Raw genomic sequence first — 20,399 nt, 5'->3', positions numbered from 1 at the left:
TCAGCTTTCGCTGCTCTCCAGTTCCAGGGCCAGATCCGCCGGAAGCGGCTCGACGGCAGCTTCGCGGGTCTGGGTCAGGACGTCGTCGCGCTGGTTGGCGATCTTCTGCAGCGAGCGCAGATACGCACCCGTACCGGCCGGGATCAGGCGGCCGACGATGACGTTCTCCTTCAGGCCTTCCAGAGTATCGACCTTGCCGTTGACCGAGGCGTCGGTGAGGACGCGGGTCGTCTCCTGGAAGGACGCCGCCGAGATGAAGCTGCGGGTCTGCAGCGACGCCTTGGTGATACCGAGCAGGACCGGCTGGGTGGTCGCGATACGGCCACCACGCTTCTCGACCTTGGCGTTTTCCAGCGCGGCCTCGGCCACCTCCACCGTGTCGCCACGGATAAGGGTGGTCTCGCCCGAGTCCAGAATCTCGACCTTCTGCAGCATCTGGCGAACGATCACCTCGATGTGCTTGTCGTTGATCGGCACGCCTTGCAGTCGATAGACCTCCTGCACTTCGTTCACGAGATACTCGGCCAGCGCCTCGACGCCCTGGATGCGCAGCAGATCGTGCGGATCGGGGTTGCCGTCGATGATGTAGTCGCCCTTCTGGATCAGATCGCCGTCGTGGACGGAGATGTGCTTGCCCTTCGGGATCAGGAACTCGACCGCGTCCATCTGCACGCCGTCGGCATTGACTTCCGGCGTGATCTTGATGCGGCGCTTGTTCTTGTAGTCGCGTCCGAATTCGACGCGGCCGTCCATCTCGGCGATGACCGCGCAGTCCTTCGGACGACGGGCTTCGAACAGCTCGGCCACCCGCGGCAGACCGCCGGTGATGTCGCGCGTCTTGGCACCCTCGGTCGGAACGCGGGCGATGATCTCACCCGGCTTGACGACGTCGCCATTGGACACGGACAGAACCGCGCCCACCGGCAGCAGGTAACGGGCGTCGGAGCCCGAGGCCAGCTTGGCATAGCCCTCACCCTGGGTGACCCCCAGGGCCGGACGAAGGTCCGCGCCGCGCGGGCTGGCACGCCAGTCGGAGACCACGCGCTGGGCAATGCCGGTCGCTTCGTCGGTCTCTTCCTTGACGGACAGGCCCTCGACCAGGTCTTCGAGGCGGATCGCCCCGCCGACCTCGGTGAGGATCGGGGTGGTGTAGGGATCCCACTCCGCCAGACGCTGACCCTTGGCGACATCGGCACCCTCGGTGACCCGCAGACGCGCGCCATAAGGGATCTTGTGGCTTTCGCGATCCTTGCCGTCGACCACGATGGTGACGACGACGTTGCGGCTCATGGCGACCAGATCGCCGTGCGCGGCCGTGACGGTCGGGCCCGTGATCTTGGCCTTCCCGGGGTTGGTCGCCTCATAGAAGGAGGTTTCCGCCACCTGCGCCGTACCGCCGATGTGGAAGGTCCGCATCGTCAGCTGGGTGCCCGGCTCACCGATCGACTGGGCCGCGATGACCCCGACCGCTTCGCCGATGTTGACGTTGGTGCCGCGCGCCAGGTCACGGCCATAGCAGTAGGCGCAGATGCCGGCTTCGGCTTCGCAGGTCAGGGCCGAGCGGACCTTGACCGACTGAACGCCGGCAGCATCGATGGCCTCGACCTCTTCTTCCTGCAGATAGGTATCCGCCGCGAAGAGCACATTATCAGTGCCCGGCTCCTTGATGTCCTCGGCCGCATAACGGCCCAGGACCCGCTGGCCCAGCGAGACCAGGACGTCGCCGCCCTCGACCACGGCACGCAGGGTGATGCCGCGCGTCGAGCCGCAGTCCTCTTCGGTGACGATGGAGTCCTGCGCCACGTCGACCAGACGACGCGTCAGATAGCCGGAGTTGGCGGTCTTCAGCGCGGTATCGGCCAGACCCTTACGGGCACCGTGGGTGGAGTTGAAGTACTCCAGCACAGTCAGGCCTTCCTTGAAGTTCGACACGATCGGCGTCTCGATGATCTCGCCGGACGGCTTGGCCATCAGGCCGCGCATCCCGCCGAGCTGCTTCATCTGGGCCTGCGAACCGCGGGCGCCGGAGTTGGCCATCATGAAGACGGAGTTGATGTCCGGCGCCATGCCGGCGGCCAGAACGCGCGGCTGCGCGATCTCGCCCATCATCTCGTCGGCGACGCGGTCCGTGGCCTTGGCCCAGGCGTCAACGACCTTGTTGTACTTCTCGCCCTTGGTGATCAGACCATCGGCGTACTGCTGCTCGTATTCCTCGGCCAGCTTGCGGGTCTCGTCGACGATGACCGTCTTCTTGGCGGGAATGACGATGTCGTCCTTGCCGAAGGAAATGCCGGCGCGCGCCGCTTCCTTGAAGCCCAGGCCCATCATCTGGTCGGCGAAGATGACCGTCGCCTTCTGACCGCAGTGGCGATAGACCTGATCGATCAGGTTGCCGATCTCCTTCTTGGTCAGGTTCTTTTCGAGCAGGCGATAGCCGATGTTGGGGTTGCGCGGCAGAAGCGCGCCCAGCTTCATACGGCCCGGCGTCGTGTCGATGACCTTGGTCACCTCCGCGCCGGATGCATCGTGCTCGGTCCAGCGCGCTTTGATGCGGCTGTGCAGGGTCACGACCCCGGCGTCGAGAGCCGCGTCGATCTCAGCGGGGCTGCCGAACAGCTTGCCTTCACCCGGCTCGCCGTCCTTGACCAGCGACAGGTAGTACAGGCCCAGAACGATGTCCTGCGACGGCACGATGATCGGCTTGCCGTTTGCGGGCGACAGGATGTTGTTCGTCGACATCATCAGGACGCGCGCTTCCAGCTGGGCTTCCAGGCTCAGCGGAACGTGGACAGCCATCTGGTCGCCGTCGAAGTCGGCGTTGAAGGCGGCGCAGACCAGCGGGTGCAGCTGGATGGCCTTGCCCTCGATCAGTTTCGGCTCGAACGCCTGGATGCCCAGACGGTGAAGCGTCGGAGCCCGGTTCAGCATGACCGGGTGTTCGCGGATCACCTCTTCCAGGATGTCCCAGACCTGCGGCTGCTCGCGCTCGACCATCCGCTTGGACTGTTTGACCGTGCCCGAAAGGCCCTTGGCGTCAAGACGCGCATAGATGAACGGCTTGAACAGCTCGAGCGCCATCTTCTTGGGCAGGCCGCACTCATGCAGCTTCAGGTCGGGGCCGACCACGATGACCGAACGGCCCGAATAGTCGACGCGCTTGCCCAGCAGGTTCTGACGGAAGCGGCCCTGCTTGCCCTTCAGCATGTCGGCCAGCGACTTCAGCGGACGCTTGTTGGCACCGGTGTTGACACGGCCGCGACGGCCGTTGTCGAACAGGGCGTCGACCGATTCCTGCAGCATCCGCTTTTCGTTGCGGATGATGATGTCCGGAGCGCGCAGCTCCATCAGCCGCTTCAGGCGGTTGTTACGGTTGATGACCCGGCGGTACAGATCGTTCAGGTCCGAGGTGGCGAAACGGCCGCCGTCCAGCGGCACCAGCGGGCGCAGTTCCGGCGGGATGACCGGCACGACCGTCAGGATCATCCACTCGGGCTTGTTGCCGCTTTCCAGGAAGGCTTCGATCAGCTTCAGGCGCTTGGAGGCCTTCTTGGCCTTCATTTCAGAGGGGCTGTCGGCCAGTTCGCCGCGATGCTTTTCAGCTTCGGCGTGCAGGTCGATGCCCATCAGCAGGTTGCGCACGGCCTCGGCGCCGATCTCGGCGGTGAAGCCGTCATCGCCGTACTCGTCCTGATAGCGGTAGAACTCGTCCTCGGTCAGCAGTTGGTTCTGCTTCAGCGGGGTCAGGCCCGGCTCGGTGACGATGTAGTTCTCGAAATACAGAACGCGCTCGACGTCCTTCAGCGCCATGTCCAGCATCAGCGAGATGCGGCTGGGCAGCGACTTCAGGAACCAGATGTGGGCGACCGGGCTGGCCAGTTCGATGTGGCCCATCCGCTCGCGGCGAACGCGGGCCAGGGTGACCTCCACGCCGCACTTCTCGCAGATGATGCCTTTGTACTTCATGCGCTTGTACTTGCCGCACAGGCATTCGTAATCCTTGGTCGGGCCAAAGATACGGGCGCAGAACAGGCCGTCACGCTCGGGCTTGAACGTGCGGTAGTTGATGGTCTCGGGCTTCTTGATCTCGCCGAACGACCACGACCGGATCTTCTCCGGGCTGGCGAGGGCGATCTTGATCTGGTCGAAGGTCGGAGTGACCGGGACCGCGTTGAAGATGTTCAGGACGTCCTGGTTCATCTTGATTTCCTTGCTGCGGCGAGGGGCCGCGAAAATAGAGAGAGGGTGGCGATTGGCGAGTGGCTAGCGGCGAGTGATGCGGGAGGGGCGGCGGCGATATTCTCGCCACTCGCCCCCTTCACTCGGCCCTGTGCCCTCAGCCGTTCTCCAGCTCCACGTTCAGGCCCAGCGAGCGCATTTCCTTGACCAGGACGTTGAAGCTCTCCGGAATGCCGGCCTCGAAGCTGTCGTCACCGCGGACGATGGCTTCATAGACCTTGGTCCGTCCGGCCACGTCGTCGGACTTCACCGTCAGCATTTCCTGCAGGGTGTAGGCCGCGCCGTAAGCTTCGAGCGCCCACACCTCCATCTCGCCGAAGCGCTGTCCGCCGAACTGCGCCTTACCGCCCAGCGGCTGCTGGGTGACCAGCGAGTATGGGCCGATCGAACGGGCGTGGATCTTGTCGTCCACCAGGTGGTGCAGCTTCAGCATGTAGATGTAGCCGACCGTAACCGGACGCTTGAACTGCTCGCCCGTCAGGCCGTCATACAGGATCGACTGGCCCGAACGGTCCAGACCGGCTTCTTCCAGCAGACGCTCGATGTCGCCGATGTGCGCCCCGTCGAAGACCGGCGTGGCGAAGGGCACGCCCTTGGACAGGTTGCGGGCCAGCTCGACCAGCTCGTCCTCGTCCTGCGGCAGCGGGGTATCGGCACCGTAGATTTCCGACAGGCGCTGCACCAGGGCTTCCTTCTGGCCACCCTGTTGCCAGGCTTCCATCAGGTTCTGGATCTGCTTGCCCAGACCGGCCGCGGCCCAACCCAGGTGGGTCTCGAAAATCTGGCCGATGTTCATGCGCGAAGGCACGCCCAGCGGGTTCAGAACCAGGTCGACGTGGGTGCCGTCTTCCAGGTGCGGCATGTCCTCGACCGGCAGGATCTTGGAGATGACACCCTTGTTGCCGTGACGTCCGGCCATCTTGTCGCCGGGCTGCAGCTTGCGCTTCACAGCCACGAAGACCTTGACCATCTTCATCACGCCGGGGGGCAGTTCGTCGCCGCGCTGCAGCTTCTCGACCTTGTCCTCGAAGCGACGGTCCAGCGCCTTGCGGGCGTCTTCGAACTGGCGCTTCATCGCCTCCAGCTCGCCCATCGCCTTTTCGTCGTCGAGGGCGATCTGCCACCACAGGCCGCGCGACAGCTCGTTCAGCTTTTCTTCGGTGACTTCGCCGCGGCCCAGGCCCTTGGGACCCGAGGTCGCCGTCTTGCCGACGATCAGAGGCTTCAGGCGGCCATAGACGTTGCGTTCCAGGATCTTCAGTTCGTCGTCGCGGTCCTTGCCCAGGCGCTCGATTTCCGAACGTTCGATGGCGACCGCACGCTCGTCCTTATCGACGCCGTGACGGTTGAACACGCGCACGTCCACGACCGTGCCGGCCACGCCGGGCGGCAGGCGCAGCGAGGTGTCGCGCACATCCGAAGCCTTTTCGCCGAAGATGGCGCGCAGCAGCTTCTCTTCGGGGGTCATCGGGCTTTCGCCCTTGGGCGTGACCTTGCCGACGAGGATGTCGCCCGGCTGGACCTCGGCACCGATCGCCACGATGCCCGCTTCGTCGAGGTTGCGCAGGGCCTCCTCGCCGACGTTGGGGATGTCGCGGGTGATCTCTTCCGGACCCAGCTTGGTGTCGCGGGCCATCACCTCGAACTCGTCGATGTGGATCGAGGTGAAGACGTCGTCGCGCACGATGCGCTCCGAGATCAGGATCGAGTCTTCGAAGTTGTAGCCGTTCCAGGGCATGAAGGCGACCAGGGCGTTGCGGCCCAGGGCCAGTTCGCCCAGGTCCGTCGACGGGCCGTCGGCGATCACGTCGCCGGCCTGAACCACGTCGCCCACGCGCACGATCGGGCGCTGGTTGATGCAGGTCGACTGGTTCGAACGCTGGAACTTGCTCAGACGATAGATGTCGACGCCCGAACGTCCGGCATCCAGTTCATTGGTGGCGCGAACCACGATGCGGGTGCCGTCGATCTGCTCGACGACGCCGTCACGACGCGCGACCACGACGGCTCCGGAATCGCGGGCCACGACGGCTTCCATGCCGGTGCCGACCAGCGGCGCATCCGACTGCACCAGCGGCACGGCCTGACGCTGCATGTTCGCGCCCATCAGGGCCCGGTTGGCGTCGTCGTTTTCCAGGAACGGGATCAGGGCAGCGGCGACCGAAACGACCTGTTTCGGCGACACGTCCATCATGTCCACGTCGGCGCGGACCAGCAGCTGCGATTCACCGTTGATCCGGCCGGGGACCAGGTCCTCGACGATCTCGCCGTTCTTCAGCTCGATGTTGGCCTGGGCGATCGTGTACTTCGCCTCTTCCATGGCCGAGATGTAGACCACCTCGTCCTGGGCCTTGCCGTCCTTGACCCGGCGGTACGGGCTTTCGATGAAGCCGTACTTGTTCACGCGGGCGTGGGTGGCCAGCGAGTTGATCAGGCCGATGTTCGGGCCTTCCGGCGTTTCGATCGGGCAGATCCGGCCGTAGTGGGTCGGGTGCACGTCGCGGACTTCAAAGCCCGCGCGCTCGCGGGTCAGACCGCCCGGGCCAAGCGCCGAAAGGCGACGCTTGTGGGTGATTTCCGACAGCGGGTTGGTCTGGTCCATGAACTGCGACAGCTGCGACGAGCCGAAGAACTCGCGCACGGCCGCAGCGGCCGGCTTGGCGTTGATCAGGTCGTGCGGCATGACCGTGTCGATATCGACCGAGCTCATGCGCTCCTTGATCGCCCGCTCCATCCGCAGCAGGCCGACGCGGTACTGGTTTTCCAGCAGCTCGCCGACCGAACGGACCCGGCGGTTGCCCAGGTTGTCGATGTCATCGATCTCGCCGCGGCCGTCCTTCAGCCCGACCAGGATCTGCAGCACCTTCAGCACGTCTTCCTTGCGAAGGACGCGGATCTCGTCGGAGACCTCGGGGGTCTCCAGGCGCATGTTCATCTTGACCCGGCCCACGGCCGACAGGTCATAGCGTTCGCTGTCGAAGAACAGCGAGTTGAACATCGCTTCGGCCGCCTCCGGGGTCGGCGGCTCGCCCGGACGCATCACGCGATAGACGTCGAACAGCGCGTCCTCGCGGCCGGTGTTCTTGTCGACCCGCAGGGTGTTGCGCATGTAGGCGCCGACCGTAACGTGGTCGATGTCCAGCACGTCGATGGTGGTGAAGCCGCGCTCTTCCAGCAGCTCGATCGTAGGCGCGTCCAGTTCGTCGCCGGCCTCGGCGTAGATTTCGCCGGTTTCAAAGTTGACGGCGTCGTTGGCCAGATAGCGGCCCAGCAGGGCATCGGCGGCCAGCGACAGCGACTTCAGGCCACCGTCGGCCAGCTTCTTGGCAGCGCGAGCGCTGATCTTGGCACCAGCAGCGGCGACCACTTCACCCGTGTCGGCGTCGATCAGGTCGAACTCGGGCTTAACCCCGCGCCAGCGCTCCGGCTTGTAGGGGGTGACCCAACCTTCGCCGCGCTTCTCATAGGGAACGGTGTCGTAGAAGGTCCGCAGGATCTCCTCGCCGTCCATGCCCAGGGCCATCAGGAAGGTCGAGGCAGGCAGCTTGCGACGGCGGTCGATGCGGACGAACACGATATCCTTGGCGTCGAACTCGAAGTCCAGCCACGAGCCACGGTACGGGATGACCCGCGCGGCGAACAGCAGCTTGCCCGAAGAGTGCGTCTTGCCCTTGTCGTGGTCGAAGAAGACGCCCGGCGAACGGTGCATCTGCGAGACGATCACGCGCTCGGTGCCGTTGACGATGAAGGTGCCCTTATCCGTCATCAGGGGGATGTCCCCCATATAGACGTCCTGCTCCTTGATGTCCTTGACCGAGCGGGCGCCGGTTTCCTCGTCCGCTTCGAACACGATCAGGCGCAGCTTGACCTTCAGCGGCGCGGCATAGGTCATATCGCGCTGGATGCATTCCTCGACGTCGTACTTCGGGTCCTCGAACTCATAGGACACGTATTCCAGCACGGCGCGTTCGTTGAAGTCCTTGATCGGGAACACCGACTTGAAGACCGCCTCGATGCCCTGGTCCTTGCGCGGGCCGCTGCGGACCTCGCGCTGCAGGAACTGCTCGTAGGAGGCGCGCTGAACCTCGATCAGGTTCGGCATCTGCACCGCTTCGGGGATTCGCCCGAACGAGTGACGTATGCGCTTCTTGCCAGTGAAAGACGTGGCGGAGGCGATCTGACCGGCCAGGGCGAGATCGGCAGTGGACTTGGCCATTCTATATTCCCAATCGCGGGCCGCTCTCGGAGAACGACGACCGCTTCAAATGCAGCAGCAGCCGCGCCGGCGCACGGGGGCGCTGTCGCGGCTTCAGGTTCTTCGGCGTCCACCCTCGGCCCCGAAGAGCCAGGACACCATCGATGTGAAGCTCCCTTGGGGAGGAGCACGCCTTCGCTCGGTCGGAGGGCGACGGACCGGGCCTCGGCGCTTTCGCGCATATCGGGGGATATCTGCGGGACCGGCACATATACGCGCTTCTCAGGCGAAATAAAGACCTTGCGTAAGATTTGGGCGCTCTGTCGATCCGCCCTCCCCTCGCGCCTTTTGTCCCTTGCCCGGCCGTCCCTGACGGCCTGCGGGCCGCGGACTGCAACCCTTCTGAACCAGGCAAGCGCGGGCTATAGAAGGGCTATGACTGCCTCTCATCGTTGCGGCTGGTGCGGCACCGACCCCCTCTATGTCGCCTATCACGACACCGAATGGGGCGTGCCCGAATACGATGCCCGCGCCCTGTGGGAGAAACTGGTGCTGGACGGGTTCCAGGCGGGGCTGGCCTGGATCACCATACTGCGGAAGCGCGAGACCCTGCGCGCCGCCTTCGCTGACTTCGACCCTCGCATCGTCGCCCGCTTCGACGACACCGACCGCGCCCGCCTGCTGTCCGACCCCGGCATCATCCGCTCGCGCGCCAAGATCGACAGCGCCATCCGCAGCGCCCAGCTGTTCGTGGACATGCAGGATAGGGGCGAGGACTTCTCGGCCTGGCTGTGGTCTTTCGTCGACGGTGCCCCGATCCAGAACCGCTGGTCCAGCCTGTCTGACGTGCCTGCACAGACGCCTCAGTCGGTCGCCATGGCCAAGGCCCTGAAGGCGCGAGGCTTCAACTTCTGCGGCCCCGTTATCGTCTATGCCTTCATGCAGGCCACCGGCATGGTCAACGACCACATCACCTGCTGCTTTCGCTGCGACGAGGTCAGAGACTTGTCCCGGACCTTCTGATCAGCCTATCCCACTGACTAACGGCGGCCATAGCCATGCCGCCGTCGACTCATTTCCTTGAGGTGTTGGCGATGACCTGCAGGACTCTTGGACAGGCTCTGGTTGCCGCCTTTGTCATGGCGACACTGGCCACTGTTGCACACGCCCAAGAGGCTTACAGGCCGGGCGAAACCTTTCGGGACATCCTGTCCGATGGTGTCTCGGGGCCGGAGATGGTTGTCGTGCCGCAAGGGCGATTTCTCATGGGCTCGCCGGCCAGTGAAGAGGGCCGAGAATTCACCGAGGGTCCGCAGGTCGAGATCACGATCCCCAGGCCCTTCGCCGTCGGCAAATATGAACTCACTTGGGACGAATGGGAGCAATGCGTCGCAAGGCAGGGCTGTCAGGACAACACCCGCAAGGGTTTCAGTGCGACTTCGGATCCCGACTGGTGGGGTGATGCCGGCTATGGGCGCGGCCGCCGCCCTGTCATCAATGTCAGCAAGGAAGATGCCGAGGCTTACGTCGCCTGGCTGAGTGCAGAGACGGGCGAGACCTACAGACTGCTCAGCGAGGCCGAGTGGGAATATGCGGCGCGATCAGGATCGACGGGTCGATTCTCCTGGGGCGAGGCCGAGCCGACGTGCGAGGCCGGACAGGAAAACAGGGCCAATTTCAACGGGCCTCATTCCGTGGGATTTCTTGCTGGCTGCACTGGCCGCCGAACCGAAACCGTCGGCTTTTCAGCGCCCAACGCCTTCGGCCTCTACGACATGCATGGCAATGTGCGCGAGTGGACGAAGGATTGCTTCCATGTCGGTCTGGAAGGGATTCCGACAGATGGTTCGCCCTGGCTGACCGATTGCGCCCGGGGCGGCGAAGGCAATGTTTTCCGCGGCGGTTCGTTCACCGGCGGGGTTGCCCAAATGCGTTCCGCAGCCCGCCAGGCGACCCCGCGCCGCGAGGTCAACCTGGGCTTTCGGATCGCTCGCGAACTGGATTGATCAAGGGCTAGGCCGCCGGATCCGGCCTTAGGCACCAGCAAACGACCGCTGATGTCGGTGCCCCTAGCTGCACGACTGAGGCGCAGCCGCCCGCTGTTCGGCTTCGGCGCTGGCCTCCGACAGCAATCGGTCGCGGGATGCCAGATCGGAAGGATCCAGCACGACAGACTGCAGAGCGGCACCGTTGGGGCCTCTGATTGCCACGGTGACCCGGCTGGCCGACTCGATGGACTCGGTCAGTTCTGGGTTCAGCCGGCCGCCCCATGGCGTCTTGACACTCAGTTGGGCGAGGCCAAGACCCATGAAGCCTTGGAACGGTGCGGTCCAGCGCCGTCCCGATGCATATTCAAGAGAGCCGGTCGCCCTTGCCGGAAGGCCGGAGCCGTTCTGGCTGGAATAGTTCAGGGTCACGGAGGTGACGGGTCCAAGCCCCTCGCTGACCTGTGCCACATACCCAAGCTTCACGGACAGTCCCCGGCTCAGATCCGATCCAGGGGCCGCAAGAATCCACTCCGCTTCACGACTCTCAATCGTTCCGGCCTCGCCGACATGAAGGCGCACGAGGACGGAATGTCCACGCTCTATGTCGTTAGCGATGGCGAGACACGTCCCTGGGCCAGCTGTTGCTGGGGACGCTCCGGCCAGAATAACGAGCATCGCTGCGCCTAAACGACCGATCATTGGCAACCCTCCCAGCCTCTGCGACACCATTAGCAAAACTAGCTTGCTGCTCGCCATAGCGACAGCGCCCTGTCTAGGTTGGCTGTCCGATCAGGATCAGCTTATGACCCTCCCAATGTGTTCATCCACACACCCCGTCATAACCGACATGGGCTTGCCCTCATGACTTCCGCCAAGCCCGACCACCCCGGCCCGTCGCTGGATCTGGAAACGGCTGCACAGCTGGCTTTTGGCGGGCTCGTCTGCGGTGTGGACGAGGCGGGGCGGGGACCGTGGGCTGGGCCGGTGTCGGCGGCGGCGGTCATCCTGAACCCCGACGACCTGCCGCCGGGCATCGACGATTCCAAAGCCCTGACCGCCAGGGCGCGCGAGCGGCTGGAGATCGAGATCAAGGCCCGCGCCCTGGCCTGGGGCGTCGGCTTTGCCTCGGTCCAGGAGATCGACAGCCTGAACATTCTCAAGGCTACCGGCGTGGCCATGTGCCGGGCGATCGAGGCGCTGTCGATTGCCCCCGTCGCCGCCCTGGTGGACGGCAACCATGCCTTTGCCCTGCCCTGCCCGGTGCGCACCGTGGTCGGCGGCGACGGCCTGTCCCTGTCGATCGCGGCGGCCTCCATACTGGCCAAGACCGCCCGCGACCGGTTGATGATCGAACTGGACGCCGAATACCCCGGCTATGGCTTTGCCGGGCACAAGGGCTATCACGCCGCCGTCCATGTCGCGGCCCTGCACACCCTGGGTCCCTGCCCCGCCCACCGCCTCAGCTGGGCTCCCATACGGGCGCTGACCGCACGATCGGCCGAGATCGGTTCAGAATCCCGTTGAACCGCAAGATCATTGCGGCATAAGGCCCAGATGACTGCCCTGGCCACACTGACCGTCGACCTGAACGCGCTCGCGCACAATTTCCATGCGCTGAAGGCTGCCACCGGTGTGCCCGTCCATCCTGTGGTCAAGGCCGACAGCTATGGCCTGGGGGCCGTTGCCTGTGCCCGGCGGCTGCTGGCCGAGGGGGCCGACACCCTGTTCGTCGCTCGCGCGGCCGAGGGCGTAACCCTGCGCGAGGCCGTCGGCCCGGCCCCTGTCATCTATGTGCTGGACGGCTGCGTGCGCGGGACGGCCACGGCCCTGACCCAGGCGGATTTGCGTCCCATCCTCAACCACGCCGATCAGTTGTCTGACTGGCAGGCCGCGGGCGGCGGCCCCTGCGGATTGCAGATCGACACCGGCATGAACCGCCTGGGCTTCCGGCCCGAGGACGCGCCCGAACCCTTCGAAGGCCTGGCCCTGGTCATGAGCCATCTGGCCTGCGCCGACGATCCGGCCCAGCCGATGAATGCGCGACAGCGTGACGCCTTCGCCGCCGTCGCGGCCCGCTATCCCGGTGCCCTGCGGTCCTTTGCCAATTCCGGTGGTTGCTTCCTGGGCCCCGACTACGCCTTCGATGCCGTGCGCCCCGGCATCTGCCTGTACGGCGGCGGCCCCGAAGGACGGCCCGATGCGCGCTTGAAACCCGTCGCCACCCTGACGGCCCAGATCCTTCAGATCCGCGACGTCCCGGCGGGCGAAAGCGTCGGCTATTCGCGTGGCTATGTCGCTGCCACGCCCCGCCGCATCGCCCTGTGCGCCTCCGGCTATGCCGACGGGGTGGCCCGCTCCAACAGCCCCCTGGGTGCCGTCTGGCTGAACGGGACCCTCTGCCCGCTGCTGGGCCGCGTCTCCATGGACGTCATCGCCATCGACGTCACCGAAGCGGAGGCCACCCTGGGCGACACCGCCGAGCTTTTCGGCCCGAACCGCAGCCTCGACGACGCCGCCACCGCCGCCGGCACCATCGCCTATGAACTGCTGACCTCCGTCACCGCCCGCGTCGCGCGCCGATACGTGGGCTAAGCAAGACCCCTCCGTCACGGCGCGAAGCCGAGCCGCGCCACCTCCCGATCCGCGTTCGGCGAACAGGGATGAGACAGAGGGTACACCTCTCCTCCCCATCTCTGATGGGGAGGGGGACCGCGGAGCGGTGGAGGGGGCCTTTCCGCTTCACGGACAGAGACGTCAGTGCAACATGATCGTTGTTAACGTCGGCCTGCTTCGCTAACCCCTGAAGGCAACTCGCCACGGAGCCGTCCATGCCGCGCACGACCGACCGTTTCGACGGTGCCTCGACCTATATCGCCACCGACGATCTGAAGATCGCGGTCAATGCGGCCATCGCCCTGGAGCGGCCCCTGCTGATCAAGGGCGAGCCCGGCACCGGCAAGACCGTCCTGGCCTTTGAGTTGGCCGAGGCTCTGGGCGCACCGCTGATCACCTGGCACATCAAGTCGACCACCAAGGCCCATCAGGGGCTCTATGACTACGACGCCGTCAGCCGCCTGCGGGACAGCCAGCTGGGTGAGGCCCGCGTCCACGACGTGCGCAACTATCTGAAGCCCGGCAAGCTGTGGGAGGCCTTCACCGCCCCGGTCCGCCCCGTCCTGCTGATCGACGAGATCGACAAGGCCGACATCGAGTTCCCGAACGACCTGCTTCAGGAACTGGATCGGATGGAGTTCTTCGTCCAGGAGACGGACGAGACCATCAAGGCCCAGGTGCGCCCGATCGTCATCATCACCTCCAACAACGAAAAGGAGCTGCCGGACGCCTTCCTGCGCCGCTGCTTCTTCCACTACATCCGCTTTCCCGACGCCGAGACCATGCAGTCGATCGTCGAGGTCCACTTCCCGGGCATCAAGCCGCGCCTCGTCGCCTCCGCACTGAAAACCTTCTACGAAATCCGCGACACGCCGGGCCTGAAGAAGAAGCCATCGACATCCGAACTGCTGGACTGGCTGAAACTGCTGCTGGTCGACGACATCGATCCGGAAACGCTGCGCGAGCGGTCGCCGAACAAGCTGATCCCGCCCCTGCACGGAGCGCTGCTGAAGAACGAGCAGGACGTGCACCTGTTCGAACGCCTGGCCTTTTTGAACCGGCGAGAGGGCGCACGCCCCGGCGGTTGACCATTCGAAGGTCATCGAACAGGTTTCGTCAGGGCCGTTACCGCGATTTCACTGGATTACGGCGAAAGCAGGCGCAGGATAGGGACGTAATGGAAAAGACGATGCCCCGTCCTGTCCTGAAATCCCGAGCTGTCGGCGGAATGTCGATTGCGCTGCTGCTGGCACTGACGGCTGCCGGCTGCGACGGCGAGTCCAGCGTCCGCATCTCCTCGACCCGCAGCGATGACGATGGGCGCGGTGTCCTACGGGTGGTCGAAAGCCTGCAGTGTCCCCAGACGCTGGGCCCCCTGACCCGCAAGGGATCGGCTCAGGCTGGCGGGACCATCTGCACCTATGGCGGGCCACGCGGTGCCGAGGTCTCCCTGCATCTGGTGCGGTTGGATGACGAAACGGTCGACGGCGTCCTGGCCCAGTTCGAGAGCAGGCTGAGGCGGGATATGCCGCCGTCGATGCCGACGAACGCCGCCGCTGCGCCTGCCCAGACGACTGCGCCGGGCCCCGAGGGCGACACCGCGACGGTTCAGGCACCCGGCGTCACCATTCAGGCCAAGGGCGATGACGCCACCGTGCGCCTGCCGGGAATGAGCATTGTCACCGAGGGCGAGACCGCCAATGTCCGCATCGGCGGCATCAGCATTAAGGCCGACGACTCGGCTGGGCAGGTAGAGGTCGCGTCCGGCCAGGGCAGCGTCGCGCTTCAAACCCAGGGCGACGGCACCGAGGTCCGCACCCGTGCGGGCGGCGAATCGACCCGCGCCACCTGGATTCTGACTGACGACCGGCCGTCTCAGGCGAGGTGGCGGCTGGTGGGTTATGAGGCCCGTGGCCCGATCAACGGCCCGATCGTCGTGGCGACCGTTCGTACCAAGGACCGCGACGGCGATCCCATCATGGATGCGGCCAAGGATCTGGTGACGCTGAATGTGGGCGAATAGTCCCGATCGCCACTCTTACCCTTGATCGCCGCGCCCTGATGGGTCACCTGACCTGCCGTCGCCACCAGGACAGACCTTTGGCCCCGCGCTCCACCTCTTCCGACAAAGCTCCCAGAGCCTGGCAGCGCATGCTGTCCGGCCGCCGCCTCGATCTGCTCGACCCTTCGCCCTTCGATATCGAAATCGAGGACATCGCTCACGGCCTGGCCCGCGTCGCCCGCTGGAACGGCCAGACGACCGGCGAACACGCTTTTTCGGTGGCCCAGCATTCCTGCGTCGTTGAGGAGATCGCCGCCCACATCAAGCCGGGGCTGGAGCCGAAATGGCGTCTGGCAGCACTGCTGCACGATGCTTCCGAATACGTCATCGGCGACATGATCTCGCCGTTCAAGGCCGCGCTGGGCGTCAGCTACAAGTCCTTCGAGGCACGGCTGGAAGACGCCATCCATGTCCGGTTCGGACTGCCGCCCAAAACGCCTCAGCCGATCAAGAAGCTGATCAAGAGTGCCGACAAAGCCTGCGCCTATTTCGAGGCCACGCAACTGGCCGGGTTCAGTGCCAAGGAAGCACTGGGCTTCTTCGGGTCCCCACCGCCCGGCTATGATCTGATTATCGATCCGCTGCCTGCCCCGATCGCTCAGGCCCGCTATCTGGAACGGTATCGCGTCCTGGCCGAGGCCGTCGGCCTGCTGCCGGGTCCCGACGCCTGGCATACGGAATAGTCGATGGCGCAGGCGGGCGAGATCGGCGTTCGGATCGGCCTGTCGGCAGTGGTCATCGCCCTGCGTGACCGTCAGGCCGTCGTGCTGACCACCCCCGGCGACGAGGGAGGCCATCAAGCCGAGGCCGCTCTGCCCTTCGGTCCCTTCGACCCGGTGCGGGACCGCACTTTCGAACTGGCCCTGCGCGCCTTCGTGACCGCCCAGACCGGGTTCCGCCTGGGTTATGTCGAACAGCTCTATACCTTCGGGGACGCCGGGCGCAGCTCGCCACGGGCCACGCCCGGCCCGGAACGCAACCGCGAGGTCTCCGTCGGTTATCTGGCCCTGACGGTCGATGCGGCCGAAGTGCCCGACGCCGATGCCCGCTGGTCTCCGATCAACGACTTCTTTCCTTGGGAAGACTGGCGCACCGGTCGCCCGGCAGTGCTGGATCGCCTGGGTGATAGCCTGAACCAGTGGGCGGGCTCCGACCCGGCCCGCCGCAGCCGGGCGGATGCCCTTTTCGCTCTGTCGCCTGAAACGCGCTGGGCCGAGGGCCGGGTCCTGGAGCGGTATGAACTGCTGTACGAGGCCGGGCTGGTTGCCGAGTCCGCCCGCGATCGGGATCGGCCGCCGCCAGGGCACGCCCTGGGTCGCTCCATGGCCTCGGACCACCGGCGCATCCTGGCCACGGCCCTGGGGCGCCTGCGCAGCAAGCTGAAATACCGGCCTGTGCTGTTCGATCTGATGGACGAGACGTTCACTCTGTCAGGACTGCAGATTGCCGCCGAAGCGGTGGCGGGGGTCCCCCTGCACAAACAGAATTTCCGCCGCGGCGTCGAACGTACCGGTCTGGTCGAGGCGACGGGCCGCCTGTCCACCGGCACGGGCGGCAGGCCTGCCGAACTGTTTCGCTTCACCGGCGCAGATCCGCGGGACGGCCAGGCCCCCGGCCTGGCGCTGCCGGTGCTGAGGTAAAGCCAATCAGGCGATTGACAGCGCTGTCTTTCCTGCGCCTATCTAGGGTCGAAGCCGGCAGTGACCGGGCGGGAGGCAATATGATGAAACGTGCTCACGGCGTACTGGCCGCTGTTTTCCTGGCGCTTGCCGCCTGCGCATCGACCCCTTCGGATCAACAGACCGTTCCTGCCGGCTTCGTGCCGATCGATGCCGACGATCAGGTCGCGGCCATGGGGCGCGGGGTCAACATCATCGGATACGACCCGATCTGGACCGGGCGTGGCGAACCCCGGTTCGAGATGCGCCATTTCGAGATCATCAAGGACGGCGGCTTCCAGACCGTGCGGGTCAACCTGCATGCGTTTGAGCACATGGATTCGCAAAACCGGCTGGATGCCGATTGGCTGGCGACCCTGGACCGGGTCGTCGCCGGTGCTCTGGCTCAGGGCCTGACCGTCATCCTGGACGAGCACGACTTCAATGCCTGTGCCGAGGACGTGGTGGCGTGCCGGCCCAAGCTGCTGGCTTTCTGGAGCCAGATCGCAGAGCGGTACCGCGATGCGCCCAACACCGTCGTGTTCGAGCTGTTGAACGAGCCGAACCGGGCCCTAGACCCGCTCTGGAACGATCTGCACCCCGAACTGCTGGCCGTGGTTCGTCAGAGCAATCCGACGCGAAACGTCATCATCGGTCCGATCTTCTGGAACAATGTGAACTATCTGGATCAACTGGTCCTGCCGGAGGACGACCGCCATCTGATCGTGACGGTGCACTACTACCTGCCCTTCGCTTTCACGCATCAGGGTGCCCCCTGGACGCCCGAAAATCCGGAAACGGGCATTGCCTGGGGCAGCCCGGCCGATCGGGCGGCTTTGGCCGCCGATTTTGACAAGGTGGAGGCCTGGAGCCAGCGCCATGACCGGCCCATCCTGCTGGGAGAGTTCGGCGTGTACGACAAGGCTGAGCTGCAGTACCGCGTGGCCTGGACCGATGCCGTCTCGCGCGCGGCAGAGGCCCGCGGCTGGGCCTGGACCTACTGGCAATTCGACAGCGACTTCGTCGTCTATGACGTCGATGGCGACCGCTGGAACACTCCGATCTATCAGGCCCTGATCCCGGAGGCGCGCTGAGGCGAAATCATCGCCAATCAGGGCTTGCGGCGGCGCGAAAGGGCCATTAGACATCGCGCCTCGCTCGACCAAGCGACTTCGGCCCCGCGGAGAGGTGGCAGAGTGGTCGAATGTACCGCACTCGAAATGCGGCGTGCCTGGAAGGGTACCGTGGGTTCGAATCCCACCCTCTCCGCCACCTCTTCTGAGATAGTGTTACTATACAGTACCTTAGTAGAACTCGGCGAGTGGGTACCAACTCTGGTCCCAACGACTATCAGCAGCCTCGCAGACGCAGGGACTCGCCACTTCCTTTTTCGCGGCTAGGTCGAAATAGTTGAGCACCATGACGAGGAACAGTGTGTTTTCAACCCATCCAAAGCGGTCGGCGACAAACTCGCATCAATGTGCCGATCAAAAAGGTCCTTCGACGCTTCGCGGAAGCGATCCATTAGTCGCTGAACGGAAATCTGGTCTTGTGCCATGCTGCTGGATCGTAGAGCGCGGTAGGTCCGCTAGCCACCCATCAGCGACCCTCCGCTACCGATCCATTGCGGACTTTACCTTTCTTCAGTGGGCCTGGACTTCGCAGCTTCCGCCCGCATTCCGAATCTCACTGCGGGGATCAATGCGAGACCGACCACGGGAACGATGATCAGCCCGTACGGCCAGCCAAAGAAGAAGAATATGGCGAGCAACATGAGAGCAGTCAGCGTCCACAGCTTCCAACCGAGGGTCCGCAGATACGCGATGAATGTCGGTAACCCCATAAAACAACCTTAGCTGAGTAGCGTCCGCTTTCCACCCTCAGGCGACCGTCCGCTCCCGACCCAAAGCGGACATTGGGGCGTTTCAGAACTCTCGCATCACCTACATAGGACTGGCAGTGTTGCCTGAAGCGTGTCCCAGCAGAAGCGCGACCGGGCGATTGCCGCATCGCTTTCGATCAAAACGAGTGCTATGCGCACCTCATGCTGAAGTGGCTTGCAGTTACCACCCGACGGTTTGCGGTATTCGCCATCCTGTTGATGGCAGTCACCTTTGCCATGCCTGCTGCGGCAAGCCACGTTTGCGTCTCTCCAACGCCCGACCTCGCAATCTGCGCCGACGTTGCGTCGTCTGATCCCGCTGACGATTGTGCGGGTTGCCCGGACTGTGGGCCGGCTTGTGCGGGCGGGTGCTGTCACGCGCCGCATCCCGGTATGGCCGCAGATTTGATGGATCCGCAGACACCGGTCACATTCCAGCGACCCTCCACGTGGGCGCATGCCCTGCGCGCGCCAATGGATCGGCCGGCTGGGCCTGAGCGTCCGCCCAGACCCTGATCTCGACCGGGCGTGAGCCCGGCTGCCCCTTGAACAGTCGCGCGCCATGGCGTGCGGCCGAGCGCAGCGCCGACAGACGTCGGGCGAGGAACGATCATGCATATCAACAGACACGGGCTAATGACGGGAGCCGCCGTCTTGGCCGCTTTGGGCATCGGTTTCGCCGGGGCGCAATTCATCGACCGCCCGACGGCGGCGACCGAGGCGGAGCACGCCGACGACAATCATGAGGACGAGGGCGGCAGTCCCATCGTCGTCCTGAGCCCCCAGGCCGCCGAACGCGCGGGCGTCACCGTCGTCGGGGTCGAGCGCGGTGGGGGTTCGGAACTGAAGCTGCCGGGCCGGGTCGCCTTTGCGCCGGGGGCTGAGGCCAGCATCGATTCGCCACTGGCGGGCGGCGTCGTGCGGGTTCATGTCGGACCCGGCGATCGCGTTTCGGTCGGCTCGCCCATCGCCACGCTCAGAAGCACCGAGGGGGCCGGATCTCGCGCCACCGTCGATGCCGCCGCCGCTTCTGCCCAGGCCGCCGTAGCGGCCGAGCGGCGCGACCGGCAGTTGTTCGAACAGGGCTGGATCGCCCAGGCACGACTCGACATCACCACCGCAGAAGCCCGCCGGGCGGAGGCCGAACTGCGGGCGGCGCGCGCCCGGGTCGGGGTTTATGGCACCCCCGGCACGGATGGCAGCGTCGTGGTTCGCAGTCCGCTGGCCGGCATCGTCACCCATATCAGTGCGGCCCCGGGGCAGTTCCTGCACGAAGAAGCACCGCAGATCGCAACGGTGGCGGACGTGCGCCGGGTGGAGCTGGTATTCGACGCCCCACCGTCGGCTGCAGCGGTCCTGCGCATCGGCGACAGGCTGGAGATCGCCGTGCCGGGGGCCGAGCCAGCGACGGGCGTCATCAGCGCCATAGCGCCGGTCAATGCCGAAGGTGTCGTCATCGTCCGCGCCACGCCTACCGGCAGCCTGCCGCCAGCGGGGACCGTACTGTCCGCACGCATCCTGTCGTCAGGACCCGGCCCAGGCCTGACGGTGCCCGCCGACGCGGTCCAGACCGTGGAGGGTCAGCCCTCGGTCTTCGTCGTCGAGGGGGCCGGGTTTCGTGCCCGTCCAGTAGTCACGGGCCGGACGGCTGGCGGGCGGGTCGAGATCGTCTCGGGCCTGACAGGAGCCGAGCGGATCGCGGGTCAGGGGGCGTTTTTGCTCAAGGCCGAACTGGCCAAGGGCGACGCGGAGCATGGGCACTGAC

General features: G+C 65.3%; 13 protein-coding genes and 1 tRNA gene. 11 read left to right on the top strand and 3 right to left on the bottom strand.

What is annotated here, in order from left to right; genetic code table 11:
• Both rpoC and rpoB read right to left on the bottom strand, forming a co-directional pair.
• Positions 1-4,197: a DNA-directed RNA polymerase subunit beta' gene (gene rpoC, locus JIP62_RS00415; protein ID WP_201103015.1), complete on the bottom strand. Its 4,197-nt coding sequence runs from the start codon at positions 4,195-4,197 to the stop codon at positions 1-3.
• 136 nt (positions 4,198-4,333) lie between these two features.
• The gene (rpoB, locus tag JIP62_RS00410) at positions 4,334-8,452 is read right to left on the bottom strand and encodes a DNA-directed RNA polymerase subunit beta (protein ID WP_201103014.1); all 4,119 of its coding nucleotides are present in this window, start codon (positions 8,450-8,452) and stop codon (positions 4,334-4,336) included.
• A 414-nt stretch (positions 8,453-8,866) separates the two neighbouring features.
• On the opposite strand from rpoB, the gene JIP62_RS00405 reads away from it, so the two are divergent.
• Together JIP62_RS00405 and JIP62_RS00400 are read left to right on the top strand one after the other, a co-directional pair.
• The gene (locus tag JIP62_RS00405; protein WP_201103013.1) at positions 8,867-9,454 is read left to right on the top strand and encodes a DNA-3-methyladenine glycosylase I; all 588 of its coding nucleotides are present in this window, start codon (positions 8,867-8,869) and stop codon (positions 9,452-9,454) included.
• A gap of 71 nt (positions 9,455-9,525) precedes the next feature.
• Complete coding sequence (locus tag JIP62_RS00400; RefSeq protein ID WP_201103012.1) at positions 9,526-10,437, top strand: formylglycine-generating enzyme family protein; 912 nt, start codon at positions 9,526-9,528, stop codon at positions 10,435-10,437.
• A 63-nt stretch (positions 10,438-10,500) separates the two neighbouring features.
• Here JIP62_RS00400 and JIP62_RS00395 read toward each other — a convergent pair whose 3' ends face one another.
• Positions 10,501-10,902 carry a hypothetical protein gene (locus JIP62_RS00395; RefSeq protein WP_201103011.1) on the bottom strand — a complete coding sequence of 134 codons (402 nt, stop codon included), beginning with the start codon at positions 10,900-10,902 and terminating at the stop codon, positions 10,501-10,503.
• A gap of 378 nt (positions 10,903-11,280) precedes the next feature.
• On the opposite strand from JIP62_RS00395, the gene JIP62_RS00390 reads away from it, so the two are divergent.
• From JIP62_RS00390 to JIP62_RS00350, 9 genes are all read left to right on the top strand, one after another.
• A complete protein-coding gene (locus tag JIP62_RS00390) occupies positions 11,281-11,943 on the top strand; it encodes a ribonuclease HII (protein ID WP_201103010.1) in 663 nt (220 codons plus the stop codon).
• 30 nt (positions 11,944-11,973) lie between these two features.
• The gene (gene alr, locus JIP62_RS00385) at positions 11,974-13,011 is read left to right on the top strand and encodes an alanine racemase (protein ID WP_201103009.1); all 1,038 of its coding nucleotides are present in this window, start codon (positions 11,974-11,976) and stop codon (positions 13,009-13,011) included.
• A 236-nt stretch (positions 13,012-13,247) separates the two neighbouring features.
• A complete protein-coding gene (locus JIP62_RS00380; protein ID WP_201103008.1) occupies positions 13,248-14,120 on the top strand; it encodes an AAA family ATPase in 873 nt (290 codons plus the stop codon).
• 140 nt (positions 14,121-14,260) lie between these two features.
• Entirely contained in the window at positions 14,261-15,055 is a 795-nt protein-coding gene (locus tag JIP62_RS00375) for a methyltransferase type 11 (RefSeq protein ID WP_201103007.1), read from the top strand.
• A 128-nt stretch (positions 15,056-15,183) separates the two neighbouring features.
• The gene (locus JIP62_RS00370) at positions 15,184-15,777 is read left to right on the top strand and encodes a YfbR-like 5'-deoxynucleotidase (protein ID WP_201103006.1); all 594 of its coding nucleotides are present in this window, start codon (positions 15,184-15,186) and stop codon (positions 15,775-15,777) included.
• A 3-nt stretch (positions 15,778-15,780) separates the two neighbouring features.
• On the top strand, positions 15,781-16,734 hold the full coding sequence (locus JIP62_RS00365) for an NUDIX hydrolase (RefSeq protein WP_201103005.1): 954 nt from the start codon (positions 15,781-15,783) through the stop codon (positions 16,732-16,734).
• Between the two features lie 80 nt (positions 16,735-16,814).
• Positions 16,815-17,846, top strand: coding sequence for a glycoside hydrolase family 5 protein (locus JIP62_RS00360; protein WP_230974795.1), 1,032 nt, complete (start codon positions 16,815-16,817; stop codon positions 17,844-17,846).
• Between the two features lie 88 nt (positions 17,847-17,934).
• A tRNA-Ser gene (locus tag JIP62_RS00355) sits at positions 17,935-18,024 on the top strand.
• A gap of 1,246 nt (positions 18,025-19,270) precedes the next feature.
• Positions 19,271-20,398, top strand: coding sequence for an efflux RND transporter periplasmic adaptor subunit (locus JIP62_RS00350; RefSeq protein ID WP_230974794.1), 1,128 nt, complete (start codon positions 19,271-19,273; stop codon positions 20,396-20,398).
• The last annotated feature ends 1 nt before the right edge of the window (position 20,399 follow it).

The organism is Brevundimonas vitisensis, from assembly GCF_016656965.1.
In the GTDB taxonomy this organism is placed as follows: domain Bacteria; phylum Pseudomonadota; class Alphaproteobacteria; order Caulobacterales; family Caulobacteraceae; genus Brevundimonas; species Brevundimonas vitisensis.
The sequence above is the reverse complement of the archived record's forward strand: the minus strand, read 5'-3'. Positions and strand labels throughout refer to the sequence as shown.